The sequence below is a fragment of the Actinoplanes hulinensis genome (assembly GCF_019429605.1).
GTDB lineage: Bacteria > Actinomycetota > Actinomycetes > Mycobacteriales > Micromonosporaceae > Actinoplanes > Actinoplanes campanulatus.
On sequence record NZ_JAHXZI010000015.1, the window covers coordinates 174781 to 196915 of the forward strand.

Below are 22135 nucleotides of genomic sequence, written 5' to 3' on the forward strand. Positions count from 1 at the left end.
GGATGAATCTGCTGTCCCGGATCCTCCGGCGGTTCGCTGACGCCGTCTCGCACGCCGACACGGGGCCCTATGCGGGCGTGCCCCGCAACCCCGAGCTGCGTGTCGGGGACGAGCAGGGCTACTCCACGGTGCGGTATGCGACCGGCCACATCGCGCACATCGCCACCGCGGTCCGCGAGGACGCGTGTCCCCGCTGCGGCTCGCCGATGGCCGAGACCCACGAGATCCAGCAGCGGGAGGGCTCGGCGGTGCGCCTGCGCACGGGCTCGGCCCGCGCCTGCCCGGCGTGCGAGCCGGACTCCTGGCTGCTGCGGTCGCAGACGAGCGCGGCGATGCGCGCCCGGGAGGCGGCCCGCCGCAACGTGGTCTGACTCAGGGCCGGTTCTGTCGCACGAAGTCCCGGCTCTGCCGGAAGCCCTCGACCGGGTCGCCGAGATAGCCCCACGGGAACTCGGTCACGTGGTCGCCGAGCAGGTCGTGGGCGCGGCCGGAGGCGTCGAGCTCGTCGGCCACTTCGAGGGTCATCGCGAAGACGGCCACCCGCCGCGCCCAGCCGGGCCCCCGCTGGAATCCGGGGTGGAAGATCGACCGGTCGGCCGCGGCCAGCAGATCCTTCCGTACCTCGGCGGAGCGCATGTAGGCCAGGCACTCCTCGCCCCACGTGCCGATGCCGGTTTCGAAGTGCGCGATGGCCACCAGGGCCGGCAGCAGTCCACCGTCCGGAGCGCCGGCCACGGTCTTCCGGGCGAAGGCGAGCATCCGCTCGTCGTCGCCGGACCACTTGCCGCACAGCCCCTGGAGCCGCTGTTCGTGCGCGATCAGGTGGTACGGGTGCAGGGCCACCACCCGGTCGAACCGGGCGGTGGCCTCGGCCGGGTCGAGCTGGAGCCCGCGTGCGGTGGTGATCATCCAGGTCAGGGCGGTCACGTCGGCCGGATCCCGGGCGGTCACCTCCTGGAGCCATGTCTCGGCGCGCCGCAGCCGCCGGAAGAACTCCTCGAAACTCTCCCGCCCGGTGTACGCCGCCGCCCGCCGGCCCCGGGCCTGCCACGCCCATTCGACGGCGTGGCAGCCCCGGATCAGCAGCGGCAGGGTGGAGTCCGGCTCGGCGTGCACCCACGCGCCGATCCAGTCCTGTACGCCGTCGACCGTGACCGCGGTCTCCATGAGCAGGGCGCGCTGGTCCGGGTCGGTGGCCGCGTCGAAGATGTCCCGCACGGTGTCCCGGTCGCGGGCGGTCAGCGCCGCGGCGAGGGCTCGCGCCCGCGGCACCCCGCAGGTGGGATCCACCGCGAGCGCGGGCTTCCTGCGAAACGGCCACATGACGGTTCCCCCCTGACTCCGGAGCGATGATCATAAGCGGTCAGGTGGCGGGCGCCGGCGCGGGTGCGGTGGTGCCGGCCGGGCGACGGAGCACGAGCACGGCGACCAGGAAAGCCGTGGCCAGGAGGCCGGCCGAGGTGGCGAAGGCGAGCCGGTAGCCGCCGGTCAGCGCGGTCGCCTGGTCGGCGCCGGCGGTCAGCAGGTGGTCGGTGCGGGTGGCGGCCAGTGTGGAGAGCACCGCCACGCCGAGCGCCATGCCGACCTGCTGGGTGGTGTTGAACAGGCCGGAGGCGAGGCCCGCGTCGCCGTCCTCGGCGCCGGACATGCCCAGGGTGGCCAGCGCCGGCAGGACCAGGCCGCCGCCGGAGATCAGCAGCATCACCGGCAGCAGGTCGGTGACGTACGACGCCTGCACCGGGATGCGGGTGAGCAGCGCCATGGCCGCGATCAGCAGCAGGAGCCCGGCGCGCAGCACGGTGCGGGCGCCGAACCGGGCACTGAGCGGGGCGGACACGAACAGCGAGACCACCCCGATGCCGACGGCGGCGGGGAGCATGGCGAGGCCGGTCTCCAGGGCGCCGTACCCGAGCACTTTCTGCATGTGGAGCGCGACCAGCACCTGGAAGGCGAACATCCCGGACAGTGACAGCATCTGGGCCAGGTTGGCGCCGGTGACGTCCCGGGACCGGAAGATCCGCAGTGGCATGAGGGGCTCGCGGGCGGTGACCTGCCGCCCGACGAACCCGGCGAGCAGGGCGGCCGCGACGGTTCCGGTGAGCCAGGCGTACGGGCCGTTGGTGACGATCGTGTAGATGCCCAGCATCAGGCCGGAGGTGACCAGCGCGGCGCCGAGGACGTCGGTGTCGCGCGACCATCCCGCGCCCCGGTCGGACGGCAGGGCGGCCAGCGCCAGCGCGATGGCGGCGACCCCGATCGGCACGTTGATGAAGAAGATCCACGGCCAGCTCAGTACGTCGGTGAGCACCCCGCCGAGCACCTGCCCGATGGATGCTCCGGCCGCCCCGGTGAAGCTGAAGATCGCGATCGCCTTCCCGCGCTCGACCGGATCGGTGAAGAGCGTGACCAGGATGCCGAGCACCACCGCCGAGGCCAGCGCGCTGCCGACGCCCTGGAGGAACCGGGCGGCGATCAGCAGGCCGGGCCCGGTGGCGAGGCCGGCGAGCAGGGACGCCCCGGTGAAGACGGCGTTCCCGGCGAGGAACATCCGGCGGCGGCCGAGCAGGTCGCCGAGCCGGCCGGCGAGCAGCAGCAGCCCGCCGAACGGGATCAGGTAGGCGTTGACCATCCAGCTGAGCCCGGCCGCGGTGAAGCCGACGTCCGCCTGGATCGCGGGCATCGCCACGGTGACGATGCTGCCGTCGAGGACGGTCATCAGGCCGGTGGCGGAGAGAACGGCGAGCGCCGTCCAGCGTTTCGGGTACGACATTGGGGTTCCTTCCGTCGAGGTCGACGGAAGGAACGCTAGCAGATAGTTTGGTTGCGGACTATCTCTATCTTCCCTACTTCGCGCGCTCCCGGGCACGGCGGGCCGCGTGCGGCCCCTCGGCGGGGGCGGCCAGATGCTCGGTGGCCAGCCGGTTCAGGGCACGGACCAGCACCGCACGCTCGTCGTCGGGCAGCGAGCCCAGCGCGTCGCGGTGCACGCCGTCGACGATCCTCTGGCTGCGCTCGGCGATATCCGCGCCGGCGGCGGTGACCGCGATGATCCGGGCCCGGCGGTCGGTGCTGGACGGGCGGCGTTCCGCGTACCCCGCCTTCTCCAGCGCGTCGACCGTGGCCACCATCGTGGTCTTGTCCATGTCACCCAGCTCGGCCAGCTGGATCTGGGTGCGCTCCTGCTCCAGCGCGTGCACCAGCACACAGTGCATCCGCGCGGTCAGACCGATCTCGCCGAGCCCGGCCGCCATCCGGGTACGCAGCACGTGGCTGGTGTGGTCGAGCAGGAACGACAGGTCGGACTCGGTGCGGGTGGGCGCCATCGCGGTCATGCGACAAGCGTAGCCCGAGATAGTTTCGCGCTGGACGATCCGCGACCGATCGGAATGTGCTGAGCGCCTGACGAGTCCGTCGCCACGAGCGTGCGGATGGCAGGCTTCTTGATGTGGCGCACCGGCTGATTCTGATCAACGGGCTTCCCGGCTCGGGCAAGAGCACCCTGGCCGGGCGGCTGGCGCCCGCGCTGCGCGTACCGCTGATCGGAAAGGACCTGGTGAAAGAGGCTTTGGCCGGCGCCGCGCCGGGTGTTCCGCCGAAGGCGGTGGGCTGGGTCGCCGCGCAGGTGATGTGGGAGCTGGCGGCCGCCACACCCGGTGTGGTGATCCTGGAGAGCTGGTGGTTCCGGCCGCGCGACCTCGGTTTCGTGACCGAGGGCATCGCCCGTTCGGGTGCCCGAGCGACCGTGGAGGTCTGGTGCGATGTGCCCGCCGAGGTGGCTTTGGAGCGCTACCGCGAGCGGCGGCGCGACGCCCTGTACGAGGACGACGAGCGGCTGCGTGACGACTGGCCGCGGTGGGCCGTGGAGGCGTCGCCGCTCGCCGTCGGGCCGGTCGTCACCGTCGAGACCGACCGTCCGGTGATCGCCACCCGGCTGATCCGGGCGATCAGCGAGGCCATCGGCGGGGTCTAGCCGATGGCAGGAAAGGTGGGATCCGCGTCGTTGCGGCCATGACGGCCGGCGTCCAGGGTAGAGGGCGTGGACGTGCTGATCCTGCTCTTCGACGGCGTGCAGAGTCTCGACGTGACCGGGCCCATGGAGGTGTTCGCGGGCGCCGGCTACCGGGTCACCACCGCGAGCACGGGCGGCGCCCCGGTCCGTACGTCCAGCGGCCTCACCCTGCTGCCGGACGGTGAGCCGGGCGACCGGCGGCCGGACATCCTGGTCGTCCCCGGTGGACCCGGCACCCGTGCCGCCCAGCAGGGGATCGTCGACTGGATCCGGGACAACGCCGGTCACGTGCCCCGAGTCATGTCGGTCTGCTCCGGCGCGTTCCTGCTGGCCGAGGCCGGTCTGCTGAGCGGGCGCCGGGTCACCACCCACTGGAGCTTCGCCGGCACCCTGGCCCGCCGGCACCCGGACGTGTGCGTGGACCCGGAGCCGATCTTCATCCGGGACGGCCGGATCTCCACCTCGGCCGGGGTCACCGCCGGCATCGACCTGGCGCTCGCCCTGGTCGAGGACGACCTGGGCCGCGACACCGCACTGACGATCGCCCGGCACCTGGTGATGTTCCTGCGCCGGCCGGCCAACCAGACACAGTTCTCGGCGCAGTTGTCCGCGCAGGTGGCGGCCCGGCCCGGGCTGCGTGAGGTGCAGCGGTGGATCGCCGACAACCCGGCCGCCGACCTCAGCGTCGAGGAACTGGCCCGGCGCGCCAGCCTGTCACCGCGCCAGTTCGCCCGCGCGTTCACCGCCGAGGTCGGGCAGACCCCCGGCCGGTACGTGGACGCCACCCGCCTGGAGACCGCCCGCCGTCTGCTGGAGGACGGCGCCGACGGCGTCGAGCAGGTCGCCCGCGGCAGCGGTTACGGCACCCCGGAGGCGATGCGCCGCGCCTTCCTGCGGGTGCTCGGGGTCTGCCCGTCCGAGTATCAACGGCGCTTCCGCCCCGTACCGATGGAGGTTTGAGAAATGCAGTTGGCGATCGTTCTCTTCGAGCGTCTCACCGCACTGGACGCGATCGGGCCCTACGAGGTGCTGAGCCGGGTGCCCGGCCTGGAGGTGGTCTTCGTGGGGGAGCGGGCCGGCTCGGTGCGCACCGAGGTCGGCAGTCTCGGGTTGAGTGTGGACGCCACCTACGCCGAGGTGCCGCGCCCGGACGTGATCCTGGTGCCGGGCGGCCCCGGCCAGAACGACCACATGACCGACGGCCCGATGCGCCGCTGGCTGCGCGACGCCGACGCGACCAGCACCTGGACCACGTCGGTGTGCACCGGTTCGCTGATCCTGGCGGCGGCCGGGTTGCTCGACGGCCGGCGGGCCACGTCGCACTGGCTGTCCCTGGACGGTCTGGCCGCCTTCGGCGCGATCCCGGCGGAGGAACGCGTGGTCAGGGACGGGAAGTACGTGACGGCGGCGGGGGTGTCGGCCGGCATCGACATGGCGCTGACGATGGTCGGTGAGATGGCGGGCGCAACCGTGGCCCAGGCGGTGCAGTTGGGCATCGAGTACGACCCGCACCCGCCGTATCGGGCCGGTTCGCCGCGCACGGCCCCGCCGGAGGTGGTGGCGGTGGTGCGGGGAGTGCGTGACTCCATCCTGAACTAGGTTCACCGAGAGGCGTGCTGTCCGTGTACGAGCTGCTCACGAAGATCATTCGCCTACGTGTGGAGGGCGCCGAGCACGTGCCGCCGAGCGGTCCGCTGCTGCTGGCGTCGAATCATCTGTCGGTCACCGACTCGACGTTCCTGCCGATGGCGCTGGCCCGCAAGGTGATCTTCATGGCGAAGGCGGAGTACTTCACCGGGCAGGGGCCGGGCGGGCGGCTGGTCTCCTGGTTCATGTCGCGGGACGGGCAGGTCGCGGTGGACCGCGACGACACCCGGGCGGCGGTCCGGTCGCTCGACGCGTGCCTCGACGTGCTGCTGCGCGGTGAGGCGTTCGGGATCTACCCGGAGGGGACCCGCTCGCCGGACGGGCGGCTCTACCGCGGCCGTACCGGGGTGGCGTGGCTGGCGCTCAGGTCGGGGGCGCCGGTGGTGCCGGTGGCGATGTCCGGCACCGACCGGGTGCTGCCGCCGGGCCGGATCGTCCCGCGGCCGGGCCGGGTCTCGGTGGTCTTCGGCAAGCCGGTCCAGTTGTCCGCGATCGCCTCCGACCCGGAGAGCGCCCAGGAGCGGCGGGCCGCCACCGACATGATCATGGCGGCGATCGCGGAACTGTCCGGTCAGGACTACGTGCCCCGCTACGCCCGGTAGTCGAGCATGGCCTTCGCGTAGGCAGCCACGTCCACCGGGGCGCGGGACGGGCCGAGCAGGGCGCCGGTGAGCGGTTGCAGGTCGTCGACCGTGAGACCGGCGTCCCGCTGGCCCCGGTACGGGTCCTGGGAGCCGCCGCCGGGCACGGTCGTCGCCGGAACCCAGTGCCGCAGCACCCGGTCGACGAGCGCCTGTGCCGAGGCGTCCGCGAGCTCCGCCGGGTCGGCGAAGGTGAACCCGCTACCGCAGCGGCGCTGCTGCTCCAGGTAGCGGTCCTCCCAGAAGCGCAGGGTCCAGCCGGGCCAGCGGTCGGCGAACCGTTCGGTCAGCCCGTACAGCGGTTCGGTCGACCACACCCCGGCGGTCCGGGCCGCCGGGTCGAGGTGCAACCCGCTGCGCGGCACCCGGGGCAGGGTGGTCACCCGGGGCAGTTCGAAGAGCTGGTCGAGCAGGGCCGGGCCGATCGACCACGGGGCCTCGGCGTTGTAGTCCAGGCCGTACGCCGTGGTGCCGACCGTGATCACGTGGTGCAGGACCAATTCCTCCTCGGGACCGGGCTTGTGCCACTTGAACAGCGCGGTGTTGTCCCACGGCTGCCGTCCGAGCACCGCCCGGTCCACCCCGAGCGCGTCGGTCACGTCGGCGATCCCGTTGTACGCCCACCGGATCGTCCAGCCCGGCCACGTCCGCCGGCAACCGTCCAGCAACGCGAGCCGCTGGTGGTAGTCGACGTCCAGGAAGAACAGCAGCTCCTGAGCGTCCAGATCGATCAGGGCGCCGGCCTCGCAGACGCTCTCGGTCTGCCACTGCGCGGGATCCTCCCACGCGGGCAGGGCGCCGAAGACGGCCAGCGCCGGCTCCGGGCCCAGCGCCAGGTACGCGTCGAGGCTGTAGCCGATATTGTCGCTGCCGCAATGCGTCCACGCGCCGTCCATGCGGATCGCCACGTTCGCCCGTGATCCCATGCGCGGATCATATTAATGATCATCCAGGTGCGTGGCGGGGGTGTCACCCGCGGTGGTGATCAACCGTCAGAATTCATAATCCTCCCGGAGGAAGTGACGATTTTGCATCCCGTGTTAGCGTGCGACTCCGGTCAGTGAGACCGGGATTCCGGCGGGGGGAATCGGTGGCGGATCGTCGTGGATTCATCCGGGCCGGTGGGCTCTTCGCCACCGGTTTCGCGGTCGCGGGCGTCGCGGCCGAACCGGTGCTGGCCTCCACATCCGATCCGGTTCTTCCGCTGCTCGGCTGGCATGCCGCCCTGGCGAACCGGCACTACGAACCCGCGGTGGTCGCGGTGATCGGCTCGTCCAGCTCGGAGGGCGTCGGCTCCTCGCGGTACGGGCGGGGCTACGTGCCGATGCTCGCCGGCAACCTGTGCGCCCGGTTCCCGGTCGCCGGCGCGGCCGGTGGGGACGTCTACACAGCCGCGTGGGGCCGGCCGTCCGGGCTGTGGCCGGTGATCCTGTCCGATGGCGCCACCACGCCGACCACCGGATGGGGGCTGAAATCCGCCGGCCTGAAAGCCGCGGGGCAGACCGTGACCTACCCGTTCACCGGAACGAGCGTCCGGGTGTGGCACTCCGTCTTCCCTGGTGGTGGCACGTTCACCGTGACGATCGACGGCGCCACCGTGGCGACGGTCGGCACCCACGGCCCGACGACGGACCGCGACGCCACCTGGATCGCGCCCCGTCTCGAACCCGGCCACCACACGATCGTGGTGACATGCGTCACGCCGGACGTGTACGTGCACGGCTTCGCCGTCCTCCACGGCGACGAGAACCGGGGCATCCACGTCTACAACGGCGGCCACGGTGGGCTGACCAGCGGCGACTTCGCCAGGAGCGCCGCCGGGTGGGCGCCGCGGCTGCGCACCATCCGGCCACACCTGGTGATCCTCCAATTAGGGGTCAACGACTGGCGGACCCGGGTGCCGGCCGCCACCATCGGACGCAACCTGAAAACGATCATCGCGACGGTCCGGGCGCACACCGACACCTCTCCATCGTTCGTGGTCTACGGCTCGCCGCGGGTCTCCGCCGGCCGGTCCGTACAGGACTTCGCCAAGGTGAGCCGGGCCTGGCGGGACGTCGCCGCCGACGACGACGGCGGGCCGGGCGGGGGCAGCGCGGTCGCCTACTTCGACCTGGCGGCCCGGCAGCCGGCGCCGTCGGCCGACAACAGTCTCGGCCTCTACTGCGAGGACCTGGTCCACATGACCGACAGGGGCGCCGCCTTCACCGCCGACGCGCTCGCCTCGTTCCTGGCCCCCTAGTCGTTCCCGGCCCTGCGGGCCCGGAAGGCGATCATGTTGACCCGGTTGCCGCAGCGCACCGAGCAGAACCGTTTGGAGCCGTTGCGGGACAGGTCGAGGAACAGACCGGTGCAGTCGGGGGCCTCGCAGACCCGTAGACGGCCGGTCTCGTTCATCCGGATCACGTCGATCAGGGCGAGGGCCGCCTCGACGCGGATCCGCTCGGCCAGCGGGGCGTCCGGCTCGGTGGCGTGGATGTGCCAGTCCGAGCCGTCGTGCCGGGTCAGGAACGGCAGCGCCCGGGCCTCACGCAGCATCCGGTTCACCGCCTCGACCGCGGCGTCCCGGTCCAGCGTCCACACCGAACGCAGCGACTCCCGCGCGGCGCGCACCGCCTCCAGCTCGGCCTGATCGTGGTCGATGCGCCCGGAGTAGACGTAGTGCCGGAGCATCTCGCGCAACTGGCCGACGGTGGCGAGCTCGTCCTCGCCGGAGCGGGACGCGCCGGGCGCGGTGTTGGCGAGCGCCACGACGAAATCCAGCGCCTCCGCGGTGTCAGGGGCGAAAAGCAATTTGACTCCTTATCAGGCCCGGCCTAGCGTCAGGGTCGTATGCACCATAGCCCATGACAAGGGGATCGCCGTGAAGCTGCCGTCGCAGACCATCGGGCTGGCCGCCGCGGTGACCTCGGCCGCCACCTTCAGCACCTCCGGCGCGTTCATCAAGCCGCTGCTGGAGGCGGGGTGGTCACCGGCCGCCGCGGTCACCGCCCGGGCGCTCACCGCTGGTCTGATGCTGCTGCCGTTCGTGCTGCTCTCGCTGCGCGGGCGCTGGGACGCGCTGTGGCGGGGCCGCTGGCGGGTGCTCGGCATGGGTGTCATCGCGGTCGCGTTCACCCAGCTCACGTACTTTGCGGCGATCCACCGCATCCCGGTCTCCGCGGCGCTGCTCATCGAATACCAGGCGCCGCTGCTGCTGGTCATCTGGGTCGCGCTGACCACCCGCCGCCTGCCCCGCCCGGCCGTGCTGCTCGGCTCGGTGCTCGCGATCGGCGGCCTCGTCCTGGTCATCGGCCCCGGCGCGCTCGAGGCCGTCGACCCGCTCGGCGTCCTGCTGGCATTCGTGGCCGCCGGCGGATGCGCGGTCTACTTCGTGGTCGCCGCCCGGCCCGCCGACGGTCTGCCGCCGGTCGCGCTCGCCGGCGCCGGGCTCCTGCTGGGCGGCCTCACCCTGGCCCTGGCCGGTCTGGCCGGCCTCGTTCCGATGACCGCCACCACCGGCGACGTACCGCTGCTGGGCTCGCCGGTCCCGTGGTGGGTGCCGCTCATGGTGGTCGCGCTCTTCGGCACGGCCATCGCGTACGCCTCGGGGATCTTCGGCTCCAGCCGGCTCGGGTCCCGCCTGGCCTCGTTCGTCGGCCTCCTCGAGGTGGTCTTCGCCTCGATCCTGGCGTGGATCGTGGTGGGGGAGCAGCTCACCCCGCTGCAGATGACCGGTGGCGTCCTGATTCTGGCCGGCATCGCCGCGATCCCGGCCGAGCCCCCGGTCGCCGCCGTCGAATCCAGCCCTATGGTGTCCGCGCGAACCGCGTGACCAGGAAGCCGACGCGTTCCTCCTGCCAGGCCGCGGGGATGCGGCCGCTGTCGGAGAGGACCGTGATGCCGTGCAGGGCGCTCCAGACGACCTCGGCGGCCAGTTCGCGTCGCTCGTCGCCCGGGTCGAAGCAGGCGACGAACTCATCGAAGCACGCCCGTAGCGGCGCCGCGGTCTCGGCGCTCGCGAACCTCAGGTCCGTGGGCAGGACGAACATGGCCTGGTAGAGGGCGGGTCGCTCGGTCGCGAACCGCAGGTAGGCGTCGCAGACGGCCCGCAGCGCCCGCCCGGGTTCGGGGGCGGCCTCGCGTGCGCCGCGCAGCTCGGCGGCGAGGTCGGCGAAGCCGTCCAGGGCGACGGCCGCCACGATGGCGTTCTTGCCGTTGAAGTGGCTGTAGAGCACCGGCTGGCTGTACTCCACCCGCTCCGCCAGCCGTCGGGTCGTCACGGCTTCCCAGCCTTCGGTCTCGGCCAGTTCACGTGCGGATCTGATGATCATCTGATGACGGTGGGCGCGTTCGCGTTCACGGCGCTCGCTGATCGGCGGCATGACCGGATCCTAGCAGTGCTAGACATTCTTGCATCGACAGATTATCTTCGCTACATGTTCTAGCAGCGCTAGATTTCCTTCGGAGGTATCCGTGCTCATCACCGTCGCCGAGGTGCTCGCCGCACTGGTCGGCCTGTCCGCCGCACTCATGGGCGCGAACTCCTTCCGGGCGCCGCGGGCCGCGGCCGGCTTCGGTATCCCCGGCACGCCCGTCGACGACCCCACCTTCCGGGCGTGGCTGTCCGTCAAGGCCGTCCGCGACATCGCCGCCGGGCTCCTCATCCTCATCGCCGCGGCGGCGGCGGAACCCCACCTGCTCGGCTGGCTCATGCTGGCCGCCACCGGCATCCCCGTCGGCGACACGCTGATCGTGTTGCGCAGCGGCGGGCCCAAGGCGACCGCCTACGGCGTCCACGCCGCCACCGCCGCGGTGATGGCGGCGATCAGCGTGCTGCTCCTCCTGGGGTGAGAGGATGGCGACCTTCGATATCACCCCGGACGGCTTCCAGAAGGACTTTCGATCATGGGCTCTGCCGTGGGCAACGGAACGCCCCCATTACTGCCGATCCTCCTGGGACTCTGTGTCCTGCTGACCGCGTGTGATTCGCCGGGCGGCGGTGCCGCGAACGCGACGGCTTCCTCCCCGGCGGTCATCACCCCTACGACGTCTCCGGCCGCGTCGCCCACGCCCTCGGCCACTCCGTCGCCCGCTCCGGTCAAGCCGCGGATCAGCAAGGCCGGTCTCGCCCACTTCCTCGCCGTCGCCTTCGACACCGAGTACGGGGACGACGCCGGCGTCATCACCATGTGGGAGAAGCCCGAGGTCACCGTCCGGGTCCACGGTGGCGCCGCGAAGAGCAGGAGCTGCGTCAACAAGGTCATCGCCGACTTCAACGCCCTCTCCGCGACGACCGACCTGAGGTTGACCCAAAGCACGGCGGACATCGAACTTCACTTCGCGCCCGTCTCCAAATTTCGTTCCATCGAGCCGAAGTACGTGTCCGGCAACGACGGGTTCCTCTACTACCACTGGTCGGATCGCGGTGTCCTCACCGACGCCAACGTCATGATCCGCTCAACGGGGATCAGCGAGACCATCCGCTGCCATCTGATCCGCGAGGAGTTGACCAGGGCGATGGGGATGGCGAAGGACTCCGGCAAATACCCGAACAGCATCTTCTATGACGAATACTATCCAGCCCCCACACGGTATTCGTCGCTGGACAAGGAGGTCATCCGGCTCCTCTACAGCGGAGCGGTGCACCCTGGCGACGACAAGAAGACGATCAAGCGGATGGTCACCGTCAAGTAGACGCGGAGAGCACCGCACGCTGGAACCATGGCCGCCTCGCGCTCGGGTGATCCACCGGATCGGCCTTGGCTAGAGTGGCGGCGTGAACCGGGCGTGGACGGGCCGTGGGCCGTGGATGATCGCGGCCACCTCGGCCGGCGCCGACTGGCGGATCGCGCTGGCCGGGCTGGCGGCGGCTACCGAAGCGCCGGTGGCGGCCGTCGTGATCGGCACCACCGTGCCGGACGACGATCCGGCGCGGGCGTTCCTCGCCGGGGTGCTGGAGGTCGCCGGGACCGCCCGGCTGCCCCTGGACCGGGTCCGTGACCTGGCCGACGGGATGAGCCGGTCCTACGAGCTGGTGCTGGTGGCCGCCGACGCGGGCCTGTTGCTGCCGGTGGGCGAGGGCGGGTGGACACTCGTCGACCTGGCCGTGGCGATGGGCGCGCCCGTCGTGGTGGTGACCGGCCCGGGCCCGGACGCGGCACACCACACCAGCCTCGTCGTCGATGCCCTGCACGGGCGCAACCTCTCCGCGGCGGTCGTCACCGTCGGGGATGTCGACGAGAGCGCGTTGCCCCTTCCACCGGCCGGCCGGATCCCGGCGGCCGCACTTTCCGCGACTCCGGGGTCCGCGGCCACCGATGATCCGGATTCGCCTCCCGAGACGATTCCGGGGGTGGCCGAGACGCCGAGCGAGGGCGGCCGTTTCGCCGGGGCCGCCGAATGGTTCGAGCCGATGCTGCGAGTGGAGCCCCATCCCGCCACGCCGGTGCTCGACGTCACCGAGGGCGCACGCAAGCCGGTCAACGGCAAGCGATTCGTCCTCGGCCTGCTCGGCGTCTTCGTGATCACCGTTCTGATGGCGTGCGGCCTGGGCTGGTGCAGCAGCGAGCCCATCTACTCGGCGCACATCGACTACACCGGCCCGGTCGAGCCCACGGTCAGGCCCTACACGCCACACCCGTCGACCTACGTCCCGCCGTCGCGCCCCCGGCCGCCGTCGACCGCCGCCTGCCCGGAGAACACCGGCGCGATCACCCCCACCCGCCCGGATACCGCCACCACCCAGCGGGTGAACCGGGCCTGGCAGCGCATCGAGAAGTGGCTCGCCGCAAAGGCCCCGGCCAGCGCCCGCGGACTGCGGCAACCGGCCGGCGCGAAGCGGATCGACGAGTTGCAGCGCCGCATGTCGGTGGCGTTCCCGGCTGACCTGGTCGCCTCGCTGCGCCGCCACGACGGCGTGGCCCCGGAGGCCCGTTTCGACCTGCCGCCGTTCTTCTCGCCGACGTCCCTCGACGAGATCCTCGGCGACTGGCGGTCGACCTGCACCGTCCTGGCCGGCGACGCCGGTTCCTGGCCGGGGGAAGACTGGTGGCACCGGCAGTTCGTGCCGTTCGCGTCGGCCGGTGACGGCGGCTGCCTGCTCGTCGACCAGCGGCCCGGCGGCCACGGCCGGGTCGGCGAGTTCTACCCGGAGGACGGCACCGACTTCGCCCGCTGGCCCGCCTCGGTCACCGAACTGCTGGAGGGCACCGCCACCGCGCTGGAGACCGGCCGCCCCTACGACGGCCGCTACCGCCCCACCGTGGACGGCGACGGCCTGCTGGACTGGGAGATCATCTGACCTACGCCGGCGAGATCTGGGCGGCCACGATCCGCCAGCCAGAACCCTCCTGGTACGCCCACGTCCGCGCGTAACGCAGCCGGGCCGTCAACGGGACGCCGCCGAAGGTCCCCGCCACCGTGCACAGGGCGAACGTCGCGCCGGTCCGGTCGACGACCAGCACCTCCAGGTCCTCCTCGGTCAGCGAGTCGACGACCGAGGAACCGGACCGGTACGCGTCCAGGTCGTCGGACTTGCGGTAGCGGGCGCCGTCCGGCCCGATCGCGATCAGCCGGTCGTCGAGCAGCTTCTCCAGCACCGCCACGTCGCCGTCGCGTTGTGCCTGCTGGAGGCGCCGTTCCGCGTCGAGCAGCTCAGCCTCGGTCACGTTCGCTCCTTCTCGTCGTACTCAACGGAGGTTCAGGCCGCCGTCGAGCAGAATCACCTCGCCCGTCAGATAAGGGTGCCCGATCAGCATGGCGATCAGATCCGCCACGTCGGCGGGCTGCGCGGCCCGGCCCATCGGGCTCGACGACTTCCACAGTTCCCGCGCGGCCGTCCAGTCGGCGGTGAGCGGCGTGTCGACCAGCCCCGGCGCCACGGCGTTCACCCGGACCCGCGGGCCGAGGGCGGCGGCCAGCAGCTTCGTCACGTGGTTGAGGGCGGCCTTGCTCGCGGCGTACGCGATCGAACTGCCCTTGGGCCGCACCCCCGCGTGGCTGGTCACGTTGACGATGCAACCGTCGGCGGCCCGCAGGTGCGGCAGCGCCGCGGTGCACAGCACCCACGGGGCGATCAGGTTGACGTCCAGCAGCTTGCGCCAGTCGGCGGGGCTCAGCCCGGCCAGGTCCCCGTGCGGCACCGGCCAGGAGATCCCGGCGTTGTTGACCAGCACGTCGAGCCGCCCGTGCCGCTCCACGACCGCCGGCACCAGCCCGGCGGCCGCGTCATCGTTCCCGAGATCGGCCTGGTGATACGTCCCGCCCAGCTCCGCGGCCAGCGCCAGCCCGGCCTCCCGGCTGGCCCGCGAGTGCACCGCCACCACGAACCCGTCCGCCGCGAGCCGTCGCGCCGTCGCCTCCCCGATTCCCGAAACCGACCCGGTAACCAGTGCCACCCCACGCATCGCCTCAGCCTAGGCGGTGGCACCGCTCCGAACGGTGGGGTGGGCGGCCCGCCTCCCATATGTCGGCACCGTCCGGCCGGTCGATGTCCGGGACCGTGGCGGGAGCCCTAAGCTGTCCGCCGTGTCGGCTGACGTGTTGCAGGCTGGGGTCCGGCTGAGCGATCGCTACCGTCTGCACCGGCGGCTCGGCGCCGGCGGGATGGGCGAGGTGTGGCTCGCCGTCGACGAGGTGCTTCAGCGCTACGTGGCGGTGAAGGCGATGCTGCCCGGCCTGGACGCCGACCCGGATTTCGGGCGGCGCTTCACGGCCGAGGCCACCTCGATGGCCCGGATCAACCATCCGGCGGTCGCCTCGGTCCACGACTTCGGCCACAGTCTCGGTGTCGCGTTCCTGGTGATGGAGTTCGTCGACGGCGAGTCGCTGGCCCAGCGGCTGACGCGCGGCCGCCTCGGGCCGGAGGAGACGATGCGCCTGATCGCGCAGGTCGCCGACGGGCTCCAGGCCGTCCACGGCCAGGGCCTGGTGCATCGCGACATCAAACCCGCAAACCTGCTGGTACGCGCGGACGGCACCGCGGTCATCACGGACTTCGGCATCGCGCGCCACGAGGACGCCGGCCGGCTGACGGTGTCGGGGGCGATCCTCGGCACCCCCACCTACCTTTCGCCGGAGCAGGTCCGGGGCGAGCCGGCCGGACCGCGCAGCGACCTGTACTCGCTGGGCCTGGTCGCCTACGAGTGCCTGGCGGGGGAGAAGCCCTTCGTCGGCGACAACCCGTACGCCGTGGCGCTCCAGCGACTCCAGTCCGGTCCCCGCACGATGAAGGTGCGACTGCCGCTGCCCGTCCAGGCCGTGGTCGAGCGGGCGCTGGCCGTCGACCCGAAGGAGCGCTGGCAGTCGGCGGCCGAACTGGCGTCCGCGGCCCGCGCCTCGGTGACCGGCGTGGCGCCGGTGGCCGCCCCCGCCGTACGCCGCTCGATGTTGCCGTTGGTGTTGGCGGGTTTTGCCGTGATGGCGATGGTCGTCGCCGGTCTGGTCGTCTGGGGCAGTCGGCCGGACTCGACCCCGGTCGTCACCACGACCACCCTCGAGGAGGGCACCACCCAGGACCAACTGCCGGTGCGGTTCACCACCTGCGCCGGCGGTTTCTGCCCGGTGGAGCCGATGTGCTGGGCCGGGCTGAACGTCAGCGCCGGGGTACCCGAGTCGCCCCGGCGGCTGGACTGCTCGGAGGAGCACGTCTGGGAGACGTACGCCGCGGTCGACGTCCCGCCCGGTGGCGTCGTCATCGACGACGACGATCCGCTGATCGAGAAGTCGGAGATCGCCGTGGCCTGCGGCGAGGAGTTCATGGCGACCCGCAGCCGCCGACCGGACCGGACCAGCGGCTGGTTGCGCGAGGCCTGGCCGATCAAGGTCGGCGAGGACACCCTGCTGCACTGCATCGCCCGTCCGGTCGGCGGCGAGGCGACCGGCACGTTCTTCAAGAGCGCCTGAGAACTCCATCGACGGGCACCTTTATGCTGCGGCCCATGAAACCGATCGAGGAACGAGTCAGGCGGCGCGCCGTCGCGGTAGCGATGACCGCGGCCATGACCGCCGCGGGGGTCCTGGGCGTCGCCGGCCCGGCGCGGGCCGCCGTCACCTGCAATCCGAACTGGACGATGGTGAACGGCCAGGGCGCCGTCACGGCCGCCGTGGACTACAACGTCAAGAACGGCCCGTACGGCGCGTGCGGTCAGGTCGGCCGGATCACCAAGGGCACCACGTTCTACCTGTGGTGCATGACCACGAACGACTACGGCAACAACTGGTGGTACGGCCGTATCGCCGGCACCGACATCAAGGGCTGGGTGCACCAGGACACCATCGGCAACGGGGTCTTCCGGATCAGGGACGACAGCCCCGACGACGGCAAGCTGGTCCTCGAGGGTTGCGGCCCGAAGGTCGTCTGGCCCTGACCCGGCCGAGAGCGCCGGCACCGGATCCCAGGGTCCGGTGCTGGGCTTTCCCTTCACATGGTCCCGCCGACATCCGGACACGCCTGATCCCCGGAGCTTCCGGCGTGGCGCGGAATCTGCCGCCGCTCTTTACTCGGGAGGCTGCAGCGTCCGTGCCTCACATTTGTCTAGTTCGGTGCCGCTGAGGTTCGAAGACGCGGTGGAGCACCAGTCGAGAACGGCTTTCCTGTCACGGAAGTCAGCGGCCACGAACACGACCCACAACGGCTTTCCTTTGACGAGGCGCCGCGTGCCGAAATCGGTGCTTTTGAGGAGAAGCACCCGGTGCGTGCCACTGCCGTGTGCGAAGTACAGCGACCAGTACTCGCCCAGGATGTCGGGGGCCTCGAAGGTGCCGTTCTTGGATTGTGGATCCTTCATCCCGGTATACCTGGAAGAGAGCTGAGCGACGAATTGTCCGCTCAAGGTGATGTTGGCGCGGTCCCGGGCGGCGATCGTCTCGAGAGTGGCGAGAGCCTGGGATCGTGGATCGACCGGCGTTTGCACGATCGGTTCGGGCGTGGTCGGTCCCACTGTCGCCCCGATCGGATCGAGTCGCCGCTTGTCGCTGGGCAACGTAGCGACGATGACGGCGGCGACGTTCGTGACCAGAATCGCGCTGATCACAGCGAAGGCGGTCAAGAACAGGTGGCCGCTGCGCTTGCTGGGCGCCGCGACCCACGTCTCCGTCGCCGACCCGCGTGCGGCTGAAAGCCGGTGTCCGCCACGCCACCACAGGCGGGATGCGAGCGCGGAACCGAGCAGCGCCACCACGGCTCCTCCGGCCACCCATGCCGCTCCGCGATGTCCGCCGTTGGCCAGGGCCGTGAGCCAACCACCCAATCCCATGACGACGGCGAAGCCGCCGAATCCGCACAGAAGTAATGCGACCCGGCGGGCGAAGATCCGTGCCGCTTCGGCCGGACCCATCTGGACTGGAAGGCGTCCGCGGCTGCCGAAGAATTCGTCGAGTCTCGTCATGTCAGTCGAGCCTCCTGGCCCACGTCTGCCGCACCGACTTGACCACATCGACGGCGACGTACGAGGAAACGATGGCGAGAGTGGAGACGTCCGCGACGATCCCGAGGGCGTCGATCCAGACGGGTGCGTTGAAGTAGTCCAGCACCCGCTTCTGCCCGGCCGCCATAGCGGCCCATATGGCGAGGAACAGCAGGTCCAGGGTGGCGTTGAGGAGCTGCTGTCCTAGCAACGCCAGCCGCTCGCCGGTGTCCTTCCGTAACGCCTGGGCTGGCTGTGTGTTCGGTAGTAGCGCGGCAGCCTCTGCCACGGAATCGGCCTGCGGACTCACCGAGCGTCCTCCCCGGCGCGCCCGTGGCGCGCGACGACTCGGTCAGACGTTACTCATCGCGGCCGCCGAAAGGCCGCGTGTGCTCGGCTTTTCCACCGTCCGAGTGCCTCCGCAGCCCTGCTGCGGCCTGGGTGACAAGCGGGTGTGCTTGACGTGGCCGGTGGGCCGGATCGACCACAATCGAACGACCGTTCCGTTCGTCTCCGGGGCCTGGGCCTCATCGACAGCGCCCTGATCCTCGGCCTGGTCACCGGTGGCGTAGTCACCGGTCACGGCCAGGACCCGAGTAGCTTCGATCTCGTCCAGCTGGCTCTGGGAGCTGACTCGACGGCGTTGAGCAGGAGCGTGGTGATCGGGGCATGGTTCTCGATGCTCTGACCGGCCGACCAGTCGGCGTCGGTCGCGACGAGCCGCCGTCCGCGCAGCCGGCACGCGCCGGCTGTGTCGAGCGGGCGCCGGACCCCACCGACGCCCGCGCCTGGCTGATCCGGGTCGCCGAGCAGGGCGCCGCCGCGAGCCCGGTGGCCGCCGCCGTCGTCGCCGACGTGGAGGTCGAATAGGCCGCCCACCTCGAATCCGAGCGGATGGAACGGCTCCGGGAGGCGCTCACCGCGTTGCGCGAGATGATCGGCCCCTGCCAGGGGTGATGATCAAGGCATGACCTCCACCTGGGCGCCGCTGCGGATCGGCGTGTTCCGGATGCTCTGGCTCGCCGTCCTCGGCAGTCAGATCGGCACCTGGATGCAGACGGTCGGCGCCCAGTGGCTGCTGCTCGGCGAACCGAACGCGGGCACCCTGGTCTCGCTCGTACAGACCGCCGCCACCCTGCCCGTACTGCTGCTGGCCCTGCCGTCCGGTGTGCTCGCCGACTCGTTCGACCGGCGGCGCCTGCTGATCAACGTGCAGATCTTCCAGCTCGCGACCGGGGTGATGCTGACCGGGCTCACCGTGACCGGGCAGATGACACCGCCACTGCTGCTGCTCCTGACGTTCGTGCTGGGCTGCGGCACGGCGATGACGGGTCCGGCGTACCAGGCGGTGATCCCGGAACTGGTGCCCCGCTCACTGATCCCGTCGGCCGCGGGGCTCGGCGCGATCAGCATCAACCTGGCCCGCGCCATCGGCCCGGCCGTCGCCGGGGTCCTGGTCGCCCGGGCCGGGCCGGCCACCGTCTTCGCGCTCAACGCGGTCTCGTTCCTGGTCTTCGCGATCGCCCTGCTGCTCTGGCGCCGGGACCCGCAGGACAACGTCGCCGAACCGTTCGTCGCCGCCCTGCGAACCGGTGGCCGCTACGTGCGCTATGCGCCGATCATGCGCCGGCTGCTGCTGCGCAGCGTCATCTTCGTCGTCCCGGCGATGGCCCTCTGGGCGCTGCTTCCGCTGGTCGCCAGCCGCCGGCTCGGTCTCGACGCGAGCGGGTACGGCCTCCTGCTCGCCGCCCTGGGCGCAGGCGCCGTGCTCGGGGCGCTGACCCTTCCCCGGATGCGGGCCGTCCTGTCCGGCACCGGCATGCTGGCCGTCGCGAGCCTCACCTACGCCGCCGTCCTGGCCGTCCTGGCACTCGCCCGCGAGCCGGTGATCGCCGTGATCGTCCTGGTCCCGGCCGGCGCCGCCTGGATGACCGTGCTCACCAGCCTGAACGCCGAGGTGCAACTCTTCCTGCCCGGCTGGGTCCGCGCCCGGGGGCTGGCCGGCTACCAGACCGCGTTCTTCGGCGCCCAGGCCGTCGGCTCGCTGGTGTGGGGCGTGACCGCCGACCGGATCGGCCTGGTGGGAACGTTCCTGATCGCCGCCGGCCTGACCGCCGCCGGCGCGGCCACCCTGGCGTGGGCGCCGCTCATCCCGTCCGGCCACCTGAACCGCGACCCGGCCACCCCATGGCCCGAGCCCCGCCTCACCCACGAGCCGGACCCCGGCACCGGGCCGGTGGTGGTCGAGGTCGCGTACACGATCCCACCGGACCGGGAGGCCGAGTTCCTGGAGGCGATGAGCGAGGTCCGCCGCTCCCGGCTGCGCACCGGCGCGGTCCAGTGGGGCGTCTTCCGCGCCGGCGAGACCTCCGGCCGGATGGTCGAGCTCTACGTCCTCCCCACCTGGGACGAACACCTGCGCCAGCACGACGGCCGCCTCACCGGCGCCGACGCCGAATACGACGAACGCGCCCGCGCCCTCTCGACCACCCCACCCGAGGTGGTCCACATGCTGTCCGCGCAGGTGTGAGATCAACACCCTTTCCGGTACGGGTGACCCCGTCCCGTTCCTTTCCGGACCGTTCCGCCCTACCCGCCCGTCCGCTGCCACTGCGGCCTGTGCCGCGCCTGCCGGGCTGAGATCGGTGGCCGGGCGGGCCGTCCGGCTGCCCACTCCCGCTCCTGCCGCCGCTCGCCGGGCACCCGGCGGGGCGTTCGAGGGGCGGGCACCCGCACACGGTGGGCACCCCCTGTAGCGCTGCCAAGCGTATCGGCGGCATGGGCCGGCACGGTGCTGCGCTGGTGTGCGCCACCCGCTTCGCTCGGCCGCCGCCGTGGCCGGCCGAGCGGTTCCGGTTTGGTTGTCAATGCTTGTCTCAGCGGCTTCGAGACAGCACCCACAGCCAGCCGGACGAGATCGGCCGCAACGCATCGGCGGCCCGGAGAGCGAGGTGGGGGAGTGGCGGCCGGGCGGGGTCGCAGTGCGTCGGGGACCTGGAGAGCGGGGTGGGGGAGTGGTGGCCGGGCCGGCGGCTGGTGGGTCAGCGGGTCTCGGTGGCCGGGACCCGCGGAGCGGCGGGCCGGGGCGCGGTCGGCCGGGTGCGGAGGTCGAGGGCCGCGCACGCCGCCGAGGCGGTCATCATGGTGAGGCAGATGGTCAGGGCCGCGGTGACGTTCTGGCCGGTCACCATGATGCCGGTGACCGCGGCCATCGCCAGAGTCGCCGAGATCCGTTGGGAGACCTGGAGGAAGGCGCCCGCCAGACCGGCCGCCCCGGCCGGAGCGTGGGCGAGGGTGAGGGCCTGGTTGGGGGAGAGGACCAGACCGCCGCAGACTCCGGCCGCGAACTGGGTGCACATCAGCGCGACGCCCAACCCGGACTCGGGAACCGTGTGCAGCACGGTGATCGTCGCCCCGATCGCCGTCACCGCGCCGGCCAGCGCGCCGACCACCGCGGAGCGGCCGAAGCGGGCCACCAGCCGCCAGCTCTGCGAGGATGCCGCCGCGAAGCCGATCGCGCCAGGGATCAGTGGCAGTGCCGCGTCGAGCGCCGGCCAGCCGAGGCTCTCCTGGAGGTGCAGGACCAGCACCAGGTTCGCCGACAGGGACGCCCCGAACTGGAACATCGCCGTCAACGTGCCCAGGCTGAACCCGCGGGAGCGGACCAGTTCGGGCATCAGCACCGGGGTCCGGCCGGACCGCGCGTAGCGGCGCTCCCACCAGGACAGTGCCGCGAGCGCCGCCACCGCGGCCAGCGGCCACACCGCCACCGGCAGCCCCTGCCCGCCGGGCAGCACGAACGGCAGCAGCAGGCAGAGCGTCACCGCGCCGAGCAGCGCGAGCCCCGGCAGGTCGAGTGTGGTCCGGTGGGCGCGGTCCGGCCGGCCGGCGGGCAGGCACCTGATCGCCAGCGGCACGGTGAGCAGCCCGAACGGCACCCCCATCAGCAGCACGACCCGCCACCCGAGATCGTCGCCGAACGCGCCGAGCGCCAGCCCGCCGGTGAGCGGCCCGAGCACCGCCGCGATCCCGCCGACGGTGGAGTAGGCACCCAGCGCCCAGGCCCGGTCGCGGCCGGTGAAGAGGTCCTGGATGATCCCGTACACCTGGGGGTTGACGATGCCCGCGCCGACGCCCTGGGTGAGCCGCGCGACGGCCACCACCCAGGCCTCGCTCGCGGTCCCGGCGACGACGCCGGCCATCGCGAACAGCGCCATCCCGCCGACGAAGAACCACTTCCGGCCGTGCGCGTCGCCGAGCCGCCCGGCCGGGACCATGGCCAGCCCGAAGGCCAGCGAATACCCCGCGATGATCCATTGCAGGGTGGCCGGGCCGGCGCCGAGCGACTCCCGCAGCGCCGGAACCGCCGTGTTCAGACTGGCCTGGTCGACCAGGGTGGTGAACGCGGCGGCGAGACAGACGGCGAGGGCGAGGGCATTGCGGCGCGGCAC

Annotated in this window: 26 protein-coding genes; 14 read left to right on the top strand and 12 right to left on the bottom strand. The window is 71.9% G+C overall.

What is annotated here, in order from left to right:
- The first annotated feature begins 2 nt into the window (after positions 1–2).
- Entirely contained in the window at positions 3–371 is a 369-nt protein-coding gene (locus KZ829_RS27390) for a hypothetical protein (RefSeq protein WP_220146790.1), read from the top strand.
- Position 372: 1 nt separating this feature from the next.
- Here KZ829_RS27390 and KZ829_RS27395 read toward each other — a convergent pair whose 3' ends face one another.
- From KZ829_RS27395 to KZ829_RS27405, 3 genes are all read right to left on the bottom strand, one after another.
- On the bottom strand, positions 373–1323 hold the full coding sequence (locus tag KZ829_RS27395) for a DUF4034 domain-containing protein (RefSeq protein ID WP_220146791.1): 951 nt from the start codon (positions 1321–1323) through the stop codon (positions 373–375).
- A 40-nt stretch (positions 1324–1363) separates the two neighbouring features.
- Complete coding sequence (locus tag KZ829_RS27400) at positions 1364–2770, bottom strand: MFS transporter (protein ID WP_220146792.1); 1407 nt, start codon at positions 2768–2770, stop codon at positions 1364–1366.
- 73 nt (positions 2771–2843) lie between these two features.
- Positions 2844–3332: a MarR family winged helix-turn-helix transcriptional regulator gene (locus KZ829_RS27405; protein ID WP_220146793.1), complete on the bottom strand. Its 489-nt coding sequence runs from the start codon at positions 3330–3332 to the stop codon at positions 2844–2846.
- 113 nt (positions 3333–3445) lie between these two features.
- Between KZ829_RS27405 and KZ829_RS27410 the strand changes: the two genes are divergently transcribed.
- The 4 genes from KZ829_RS27410 (at position 3446) to KZ829_RS27425 (ending at position 6258) form a co-directional block, all read left to right on the top strand.
- On the top strand, positions 3446–3970 hold the full coding sequence (locus tag KZ829_RS27410; protein ID WP_220146794.1) for a P-loop nucleotide/nucleoside kinase family protein: 525 nt from the start codon (positions 3446–3448) through the stop codon (positions 3968–3970).
- A gap of 66 nt (positions 3971–4036) precedes the next feature.
- Positions 4037–4969, top strand: a complete 933-nt coding sequence (locus KZ829_RS27415; protein ID WP_308285680.1) for a GlxA family transcriptional regulator — start codon at positions 4037–4039, stop codon at positions 4967–4969.
- Between the two features lie 3 nt (positions 4970–4972).
- On the top strand, positions 4973–5608 hold the full coding sequence (locus KZ829_RS27420; protein WP_220146795.1) for a DJ-1/PfpI family protein: 636 nt from the start codon (positions 4973–4975) through the stop codon (positions 5606–5608).
- A 14-nt stretch (positions 5609–5622) separates the two neighbouring features.
- The gene (locus KZ829_RS27425; protein WP_308285681.1) at positions 5623–6258 is read left to right on the top strand and encodes a lysophospholipid acyltransferase family protein; all 636 of its coding nucleotides are present in this window, start codon (positions 5623–5625) and stop codon (positions 6256–6258) included.
- Here the strand turns inward: KZ829_RS27425 and KZ829_RS27430 are convergent.
- On the bottom strand, positions 6246–7223 hold the full coding sequence (locus KZ829_RS27430) for a hypothetical protein (protein ID WP_220146796.1): 978 nt from the start codon (positions 7221–7223) through the stop codon (positions 6246–6248). The genes KZ829_RS27425 and KZ829_RS27430 overlap by 13 nt on opposite strands.
- Before the next feature lie 164 nt (positions 7224–7387).
- Between KZ829_RS27430 and KZ829_RS27435 the strand changes: the two genes are divergently transcribed.
- Positions 7388–8539, top strand: coding sequence for an SGNH/GDSL hydrolase family protein (locus KZ829_RS27435; protein WP_220146797.1), 1152 nt, complete (start codon positions 7388–7390; stop codon positions 8537–8539).
- Here KZ829_RS27435 and KZ829_RS27440 read toward each other — a convergent pair.
- On the bottom strand, positions 8536–9090 hold the full coding sequence (locus KZ829_RS27440) for a CGNR zinc finger domain-containing protein (protein ID WP_220146798.1): 555 nt from the start codon (positions 9088–9090) through the stop codon (positions 8536–8538). The genes KZ829_RS27435 and KZ829_RS27440 overlap by 4 nt on opposite strands.
- 70 nt (positions 9091–9160) lie before the next feature.
- Here KZ829_RS27440 and KZ829_RS27445 point away from each other — a divergent pair, with 70 nt between their 5' ends.
- A complete protein-coding gene (locus KZ829_RS27445; protein WP_220146799.1) occupies positions 9161–10111 on the top strand; it encodes an EamA family transporter in 951 nt (316 codons plus the stop codon).
- Here the strand turns inward: KZ829_RS27445 and KZ829_RS27450 are convergent.
- Positions 10086–10610 carry a TetR/AcrR family transcriptional regulator gene (locus KZ829_RS27450; RefSeq protein ID WP_246636332.1) on the bottom strand — a complete coding sequence of 175 codons (525 nt, stop codon included), beginning with the start codon at positions 10608–10610 and terminating at the stop codon, positions 10086–10088. The genes KZ829_RS27445 and KZ829_RS27450 overlap by 26 nt on opposite strands.
- 142 nt (positions 10611–10752) lie before the next feature.
- Between KZ829_RS27450 and KZ829_RS27455 the strand changes: the two genes are divergently transcribed.
- From KZ829_RS27455 to KZ829_RS44655, 3 genes are all read left to right on the top strand, one after another.
- Positions 10753–11130: a DUF4267 domain-containing protein gene (locus tag KZ829_RS27455; protein WP_220146801.1), complete on the top strand. Its 378-nt coding sequence runs from the start codon at positions 10753–10755 to the stop codon at positions 11128–11130.
- A 54-nt stretch (positions 11131–11184) separates the two neighbouring features.
- Positions 11185–11973 carry a DUF2927 domain-containing protein gene (locus KZ829_RS27460; protein WP_220146802.1) on the top strand — a complete coding sequence of 263 codons (789 nt, stop codon included), beginning with the start codon at positions 11185–11187 and terminating at the stop codon, positions 11971–11973.
- 82 nt (positions 11974–12055) lie between these two features.
- Positions 12056–13579 (top strand): SMI1/KNR4 family protein, encoded by a 1524-nt coding sequence (locus KZ829_RS44655; protein ID WP_220146803.1) that lies wholly within the window; start codon positions 12056–12058, stop codon positions 13577–13579.
- A gap of 1 nt (position 13580) precedes the next feature.
- On the opposite strand, the gene KZ829_RS27470 is transcribed toward KZ829_RS44655, so the two are convergent.
- Positions 13581–13946, bottom strand: a complete 366-nt coding sequence (locus tag KZ829_RS27470) for a nuclear transport factor 2 family protein (protein ID WP_308285682.1) — start codon at positions 13944–13946, stop codon at positions 13581–13583.
- Positions 13947–13967: 21 nt separating this feature from the next.
- Positions 13968–14684, bottom strand: a complete 717-nt coding sequence (locus tag KZ829_RS27475; protein WP_220146804.1) for an SDR family NAD(P)-dependent oxidoreductase — start codon at positions 14682–14684, stop codon at positions 13968–13970.
- A gap of 121 nt (positions 14685–14805) precedes the next feature.
- Between KZ829_RS27475 and KZ829_RS27480 the strand changes: the two genes are divergently transcribed.
- Entirely contained in the window at positions 14806–16182 is a 1377-nt protein-coding gene (locus KZ829_RS27480; RefSeq protein WP_220146805.1) for a serine/threonine-protein kinase, read from the top strand.
- A 35-nt stretch (positions 16183–16217) separates the two neighbouring features.
- The gene (locus tag KZ829_RS27485; protein ID WP_220146806.1) at positions 16218–16646 is read left to right on the top strand and encodes a hypothetical protein; all 429 of its coding nucleotides are present in this window, start codon (positions 16218–16220) and stop codon (positions 16644–16646) included.
- A 129-nt stretch (positions 16647–16775) separates the two neighbouring features.
- On the opposite strand, the gene KZ829_RS27490 is transcribed toward KZ829_RS27485, so the two are convergent.
- The 3 genes from KZ829_RS27490 to KZ829_RS27500 form a co-directional block, all read right to left on the bottom strand.
- Positions 16776–17666, bottom strand: coding sequence for a hypothetical protein (locus KZ829_RS27490; RefSeq protein ID WP_220146807.1), 891 nt, complete (start codon positions 17664–17666; stop codon positions 16776–16778).
- Position 17667: 1 nt separating this feature from the next.
- Positions 17668–17973 (bottom strand): hypothetical protein, encoded by a 306-nt coding sequence (locus KZ829_RS27495; protein WP_220146808.1) that lies wholly within the window; start codon positions 17971–17973, stop codon positions 17668–17670.
- Positions 17974–18036: 63 nt separating this feature from the next.
- Positions 18037–18267: a hypothetical protein gene (locus KZ829_RS27500; RefSeq protein ID WP_220146809.1), complete on the bottom strand. Its 231-nt coding sequence runs from the start codon at positions 18265–18267 to the stop codon at positions 18037–18039.
- A gap of 86 nt (positions 18268–18353) precedes the next feature.
- On the opposite strand from KZ829_RS27500, the gene KZ829_RS27505 reads away from it, so the two are divergent.
- Both KZ829_RS27505 and KZ829_RS27510 read left to right on the top strand, forming a co-directional pair.
- Positions 18354–18554, top strand: a complete 201-nt coding sequence (locus KZ829_RS27505; RefSeq protein WP_220146810.1) for a hypothetical protein — start codon at positions 18354–18356, stop codon at positions 18552–18554.
- Between the two features lie 97 nt (positions 18555–18651).
- Positions 18652–20214 (top strand): MFS transporter, encoded by a 1563-nt coding sequence (locus KZ829_RS27510; RefSeq protein WP_220146811.1) that lies wholly within the window; start codon positions 18652–18654, stop codon positions 20212–20214.
- A 511-nt stretch (positions 20215–20725) separates the two neighbouring features.
- Here the strand turns inward: KZ829_RS27510 and KZ829_RS27515 are convergent.
- Positions 20726–22135, bottom strand: a complete 1410-nt coding sequence (locus KZ829_RS27515; protein WP_220146812.1) for an MFS transporter — start codon at positions 22133–22135, stop codon at positions 20726–20728.

What these genes read in the sequence shown, in the direction of transcription:
- KZ829_RS27390 (WP_220146790.1), top strand. Translation starts at nt 3, where the DNA reads ATGAATCTGCTGTCCCGGATCCTCCGGCGGTTCGCTGACGCCGTCTCG.
- KZ829_RS27395 (WP_220146791.1), bottom strand. Translation starts at nt 1,323, where the DNA reads ATGTGGCCGTTTCGCAGGAAGCCCGCGCTCGCGGTGGATCCCACCTGC.
- KZ829_RS27400 (WP_220146792.1), bottom strand. Translation starts at nt 2,770, where the DNA reads ATGTCGTACCCGAAACGCTGGACGGCGCTCGCCGTTCTCTCCGCCACC.
- KZ829_RS27405 (WP_220146793.1), bottom strand. Translation starts at nt 3,332, where the DNA reads ATGACCGCGATGGCGCCCACCCGCACCGAGTCCGACCTGTCGTTCCTG.
- KZ829_RS27420 (WP_220146795.1), top strand. Translation starts at nt 4,973, where the DNA reads ATGCAGTTGGCGATCGTTCTCTTCGAGCGTCTCACCGCACTGGACGCG.
- KZ829_RS27430 (WP_220146796.1), bottom strand. Translation starts at nt 7,223, where the DNA reads ATGGGATCACGGGCGAACGTGGCGATCCGCATGGACGGCGCGTGGACG.
- KZ829_RS27450 (WP_246636332.1), bottom strand. Translation starts at nt 10,610, where the DNA reads ATGATCATCAGATCCGCACGTGAACTGGCCGAGACCGAAGGCTGGGAA.
- KZ829_RS27460 (WP_220146802.1), top strand. Translation starts at nt 11,185, where the DNA reads ATGGGCTCTGCCGTGGGCAACGGAACGCCCCCATTACTGCCGATCCTC.
- KZ829_RS27475 (WP_220146804.1), bottom strand. Translation starts at nt 14,684, where the DNA reads ATGCGTGGGGTGGCACTGGTTACCGGGTCGGTTTCGGGAATCGGGGAG.
- KZ829_RS27485 (WP_220146806.1), top strand. Translation starts at nt 16,218, where the DNA reads ATGAAACCGATCGAGGAACGAGTCAGGCGGCGCGCCGTCGCGGTAGCG.
- KZ829_RS27490 (WP_220146807.1), bottom strand. Translation starts at nt 17,666, where the DNA reads ATGACGAGACTCGACGAATTCTTCGGCAGCCGCGGACGCCTTCCAGTC.
- KZ829_RS27505 (WP_220146810.1), top strand. Translation starts at nt 18,354, where the DNA reads ATGGTTCTCGATGCTCTGACCGGCCGACCAGTCGGCGTCGGTCGCGAC.
- KZ829_RS27510 (WP_220146811.1), top strand. Translation starts at nt 18,652, where the DNA reads ATGACCTCCACCTGGGCGCCGCTGCGGATCGGCGTGTTCCGGATGCTC.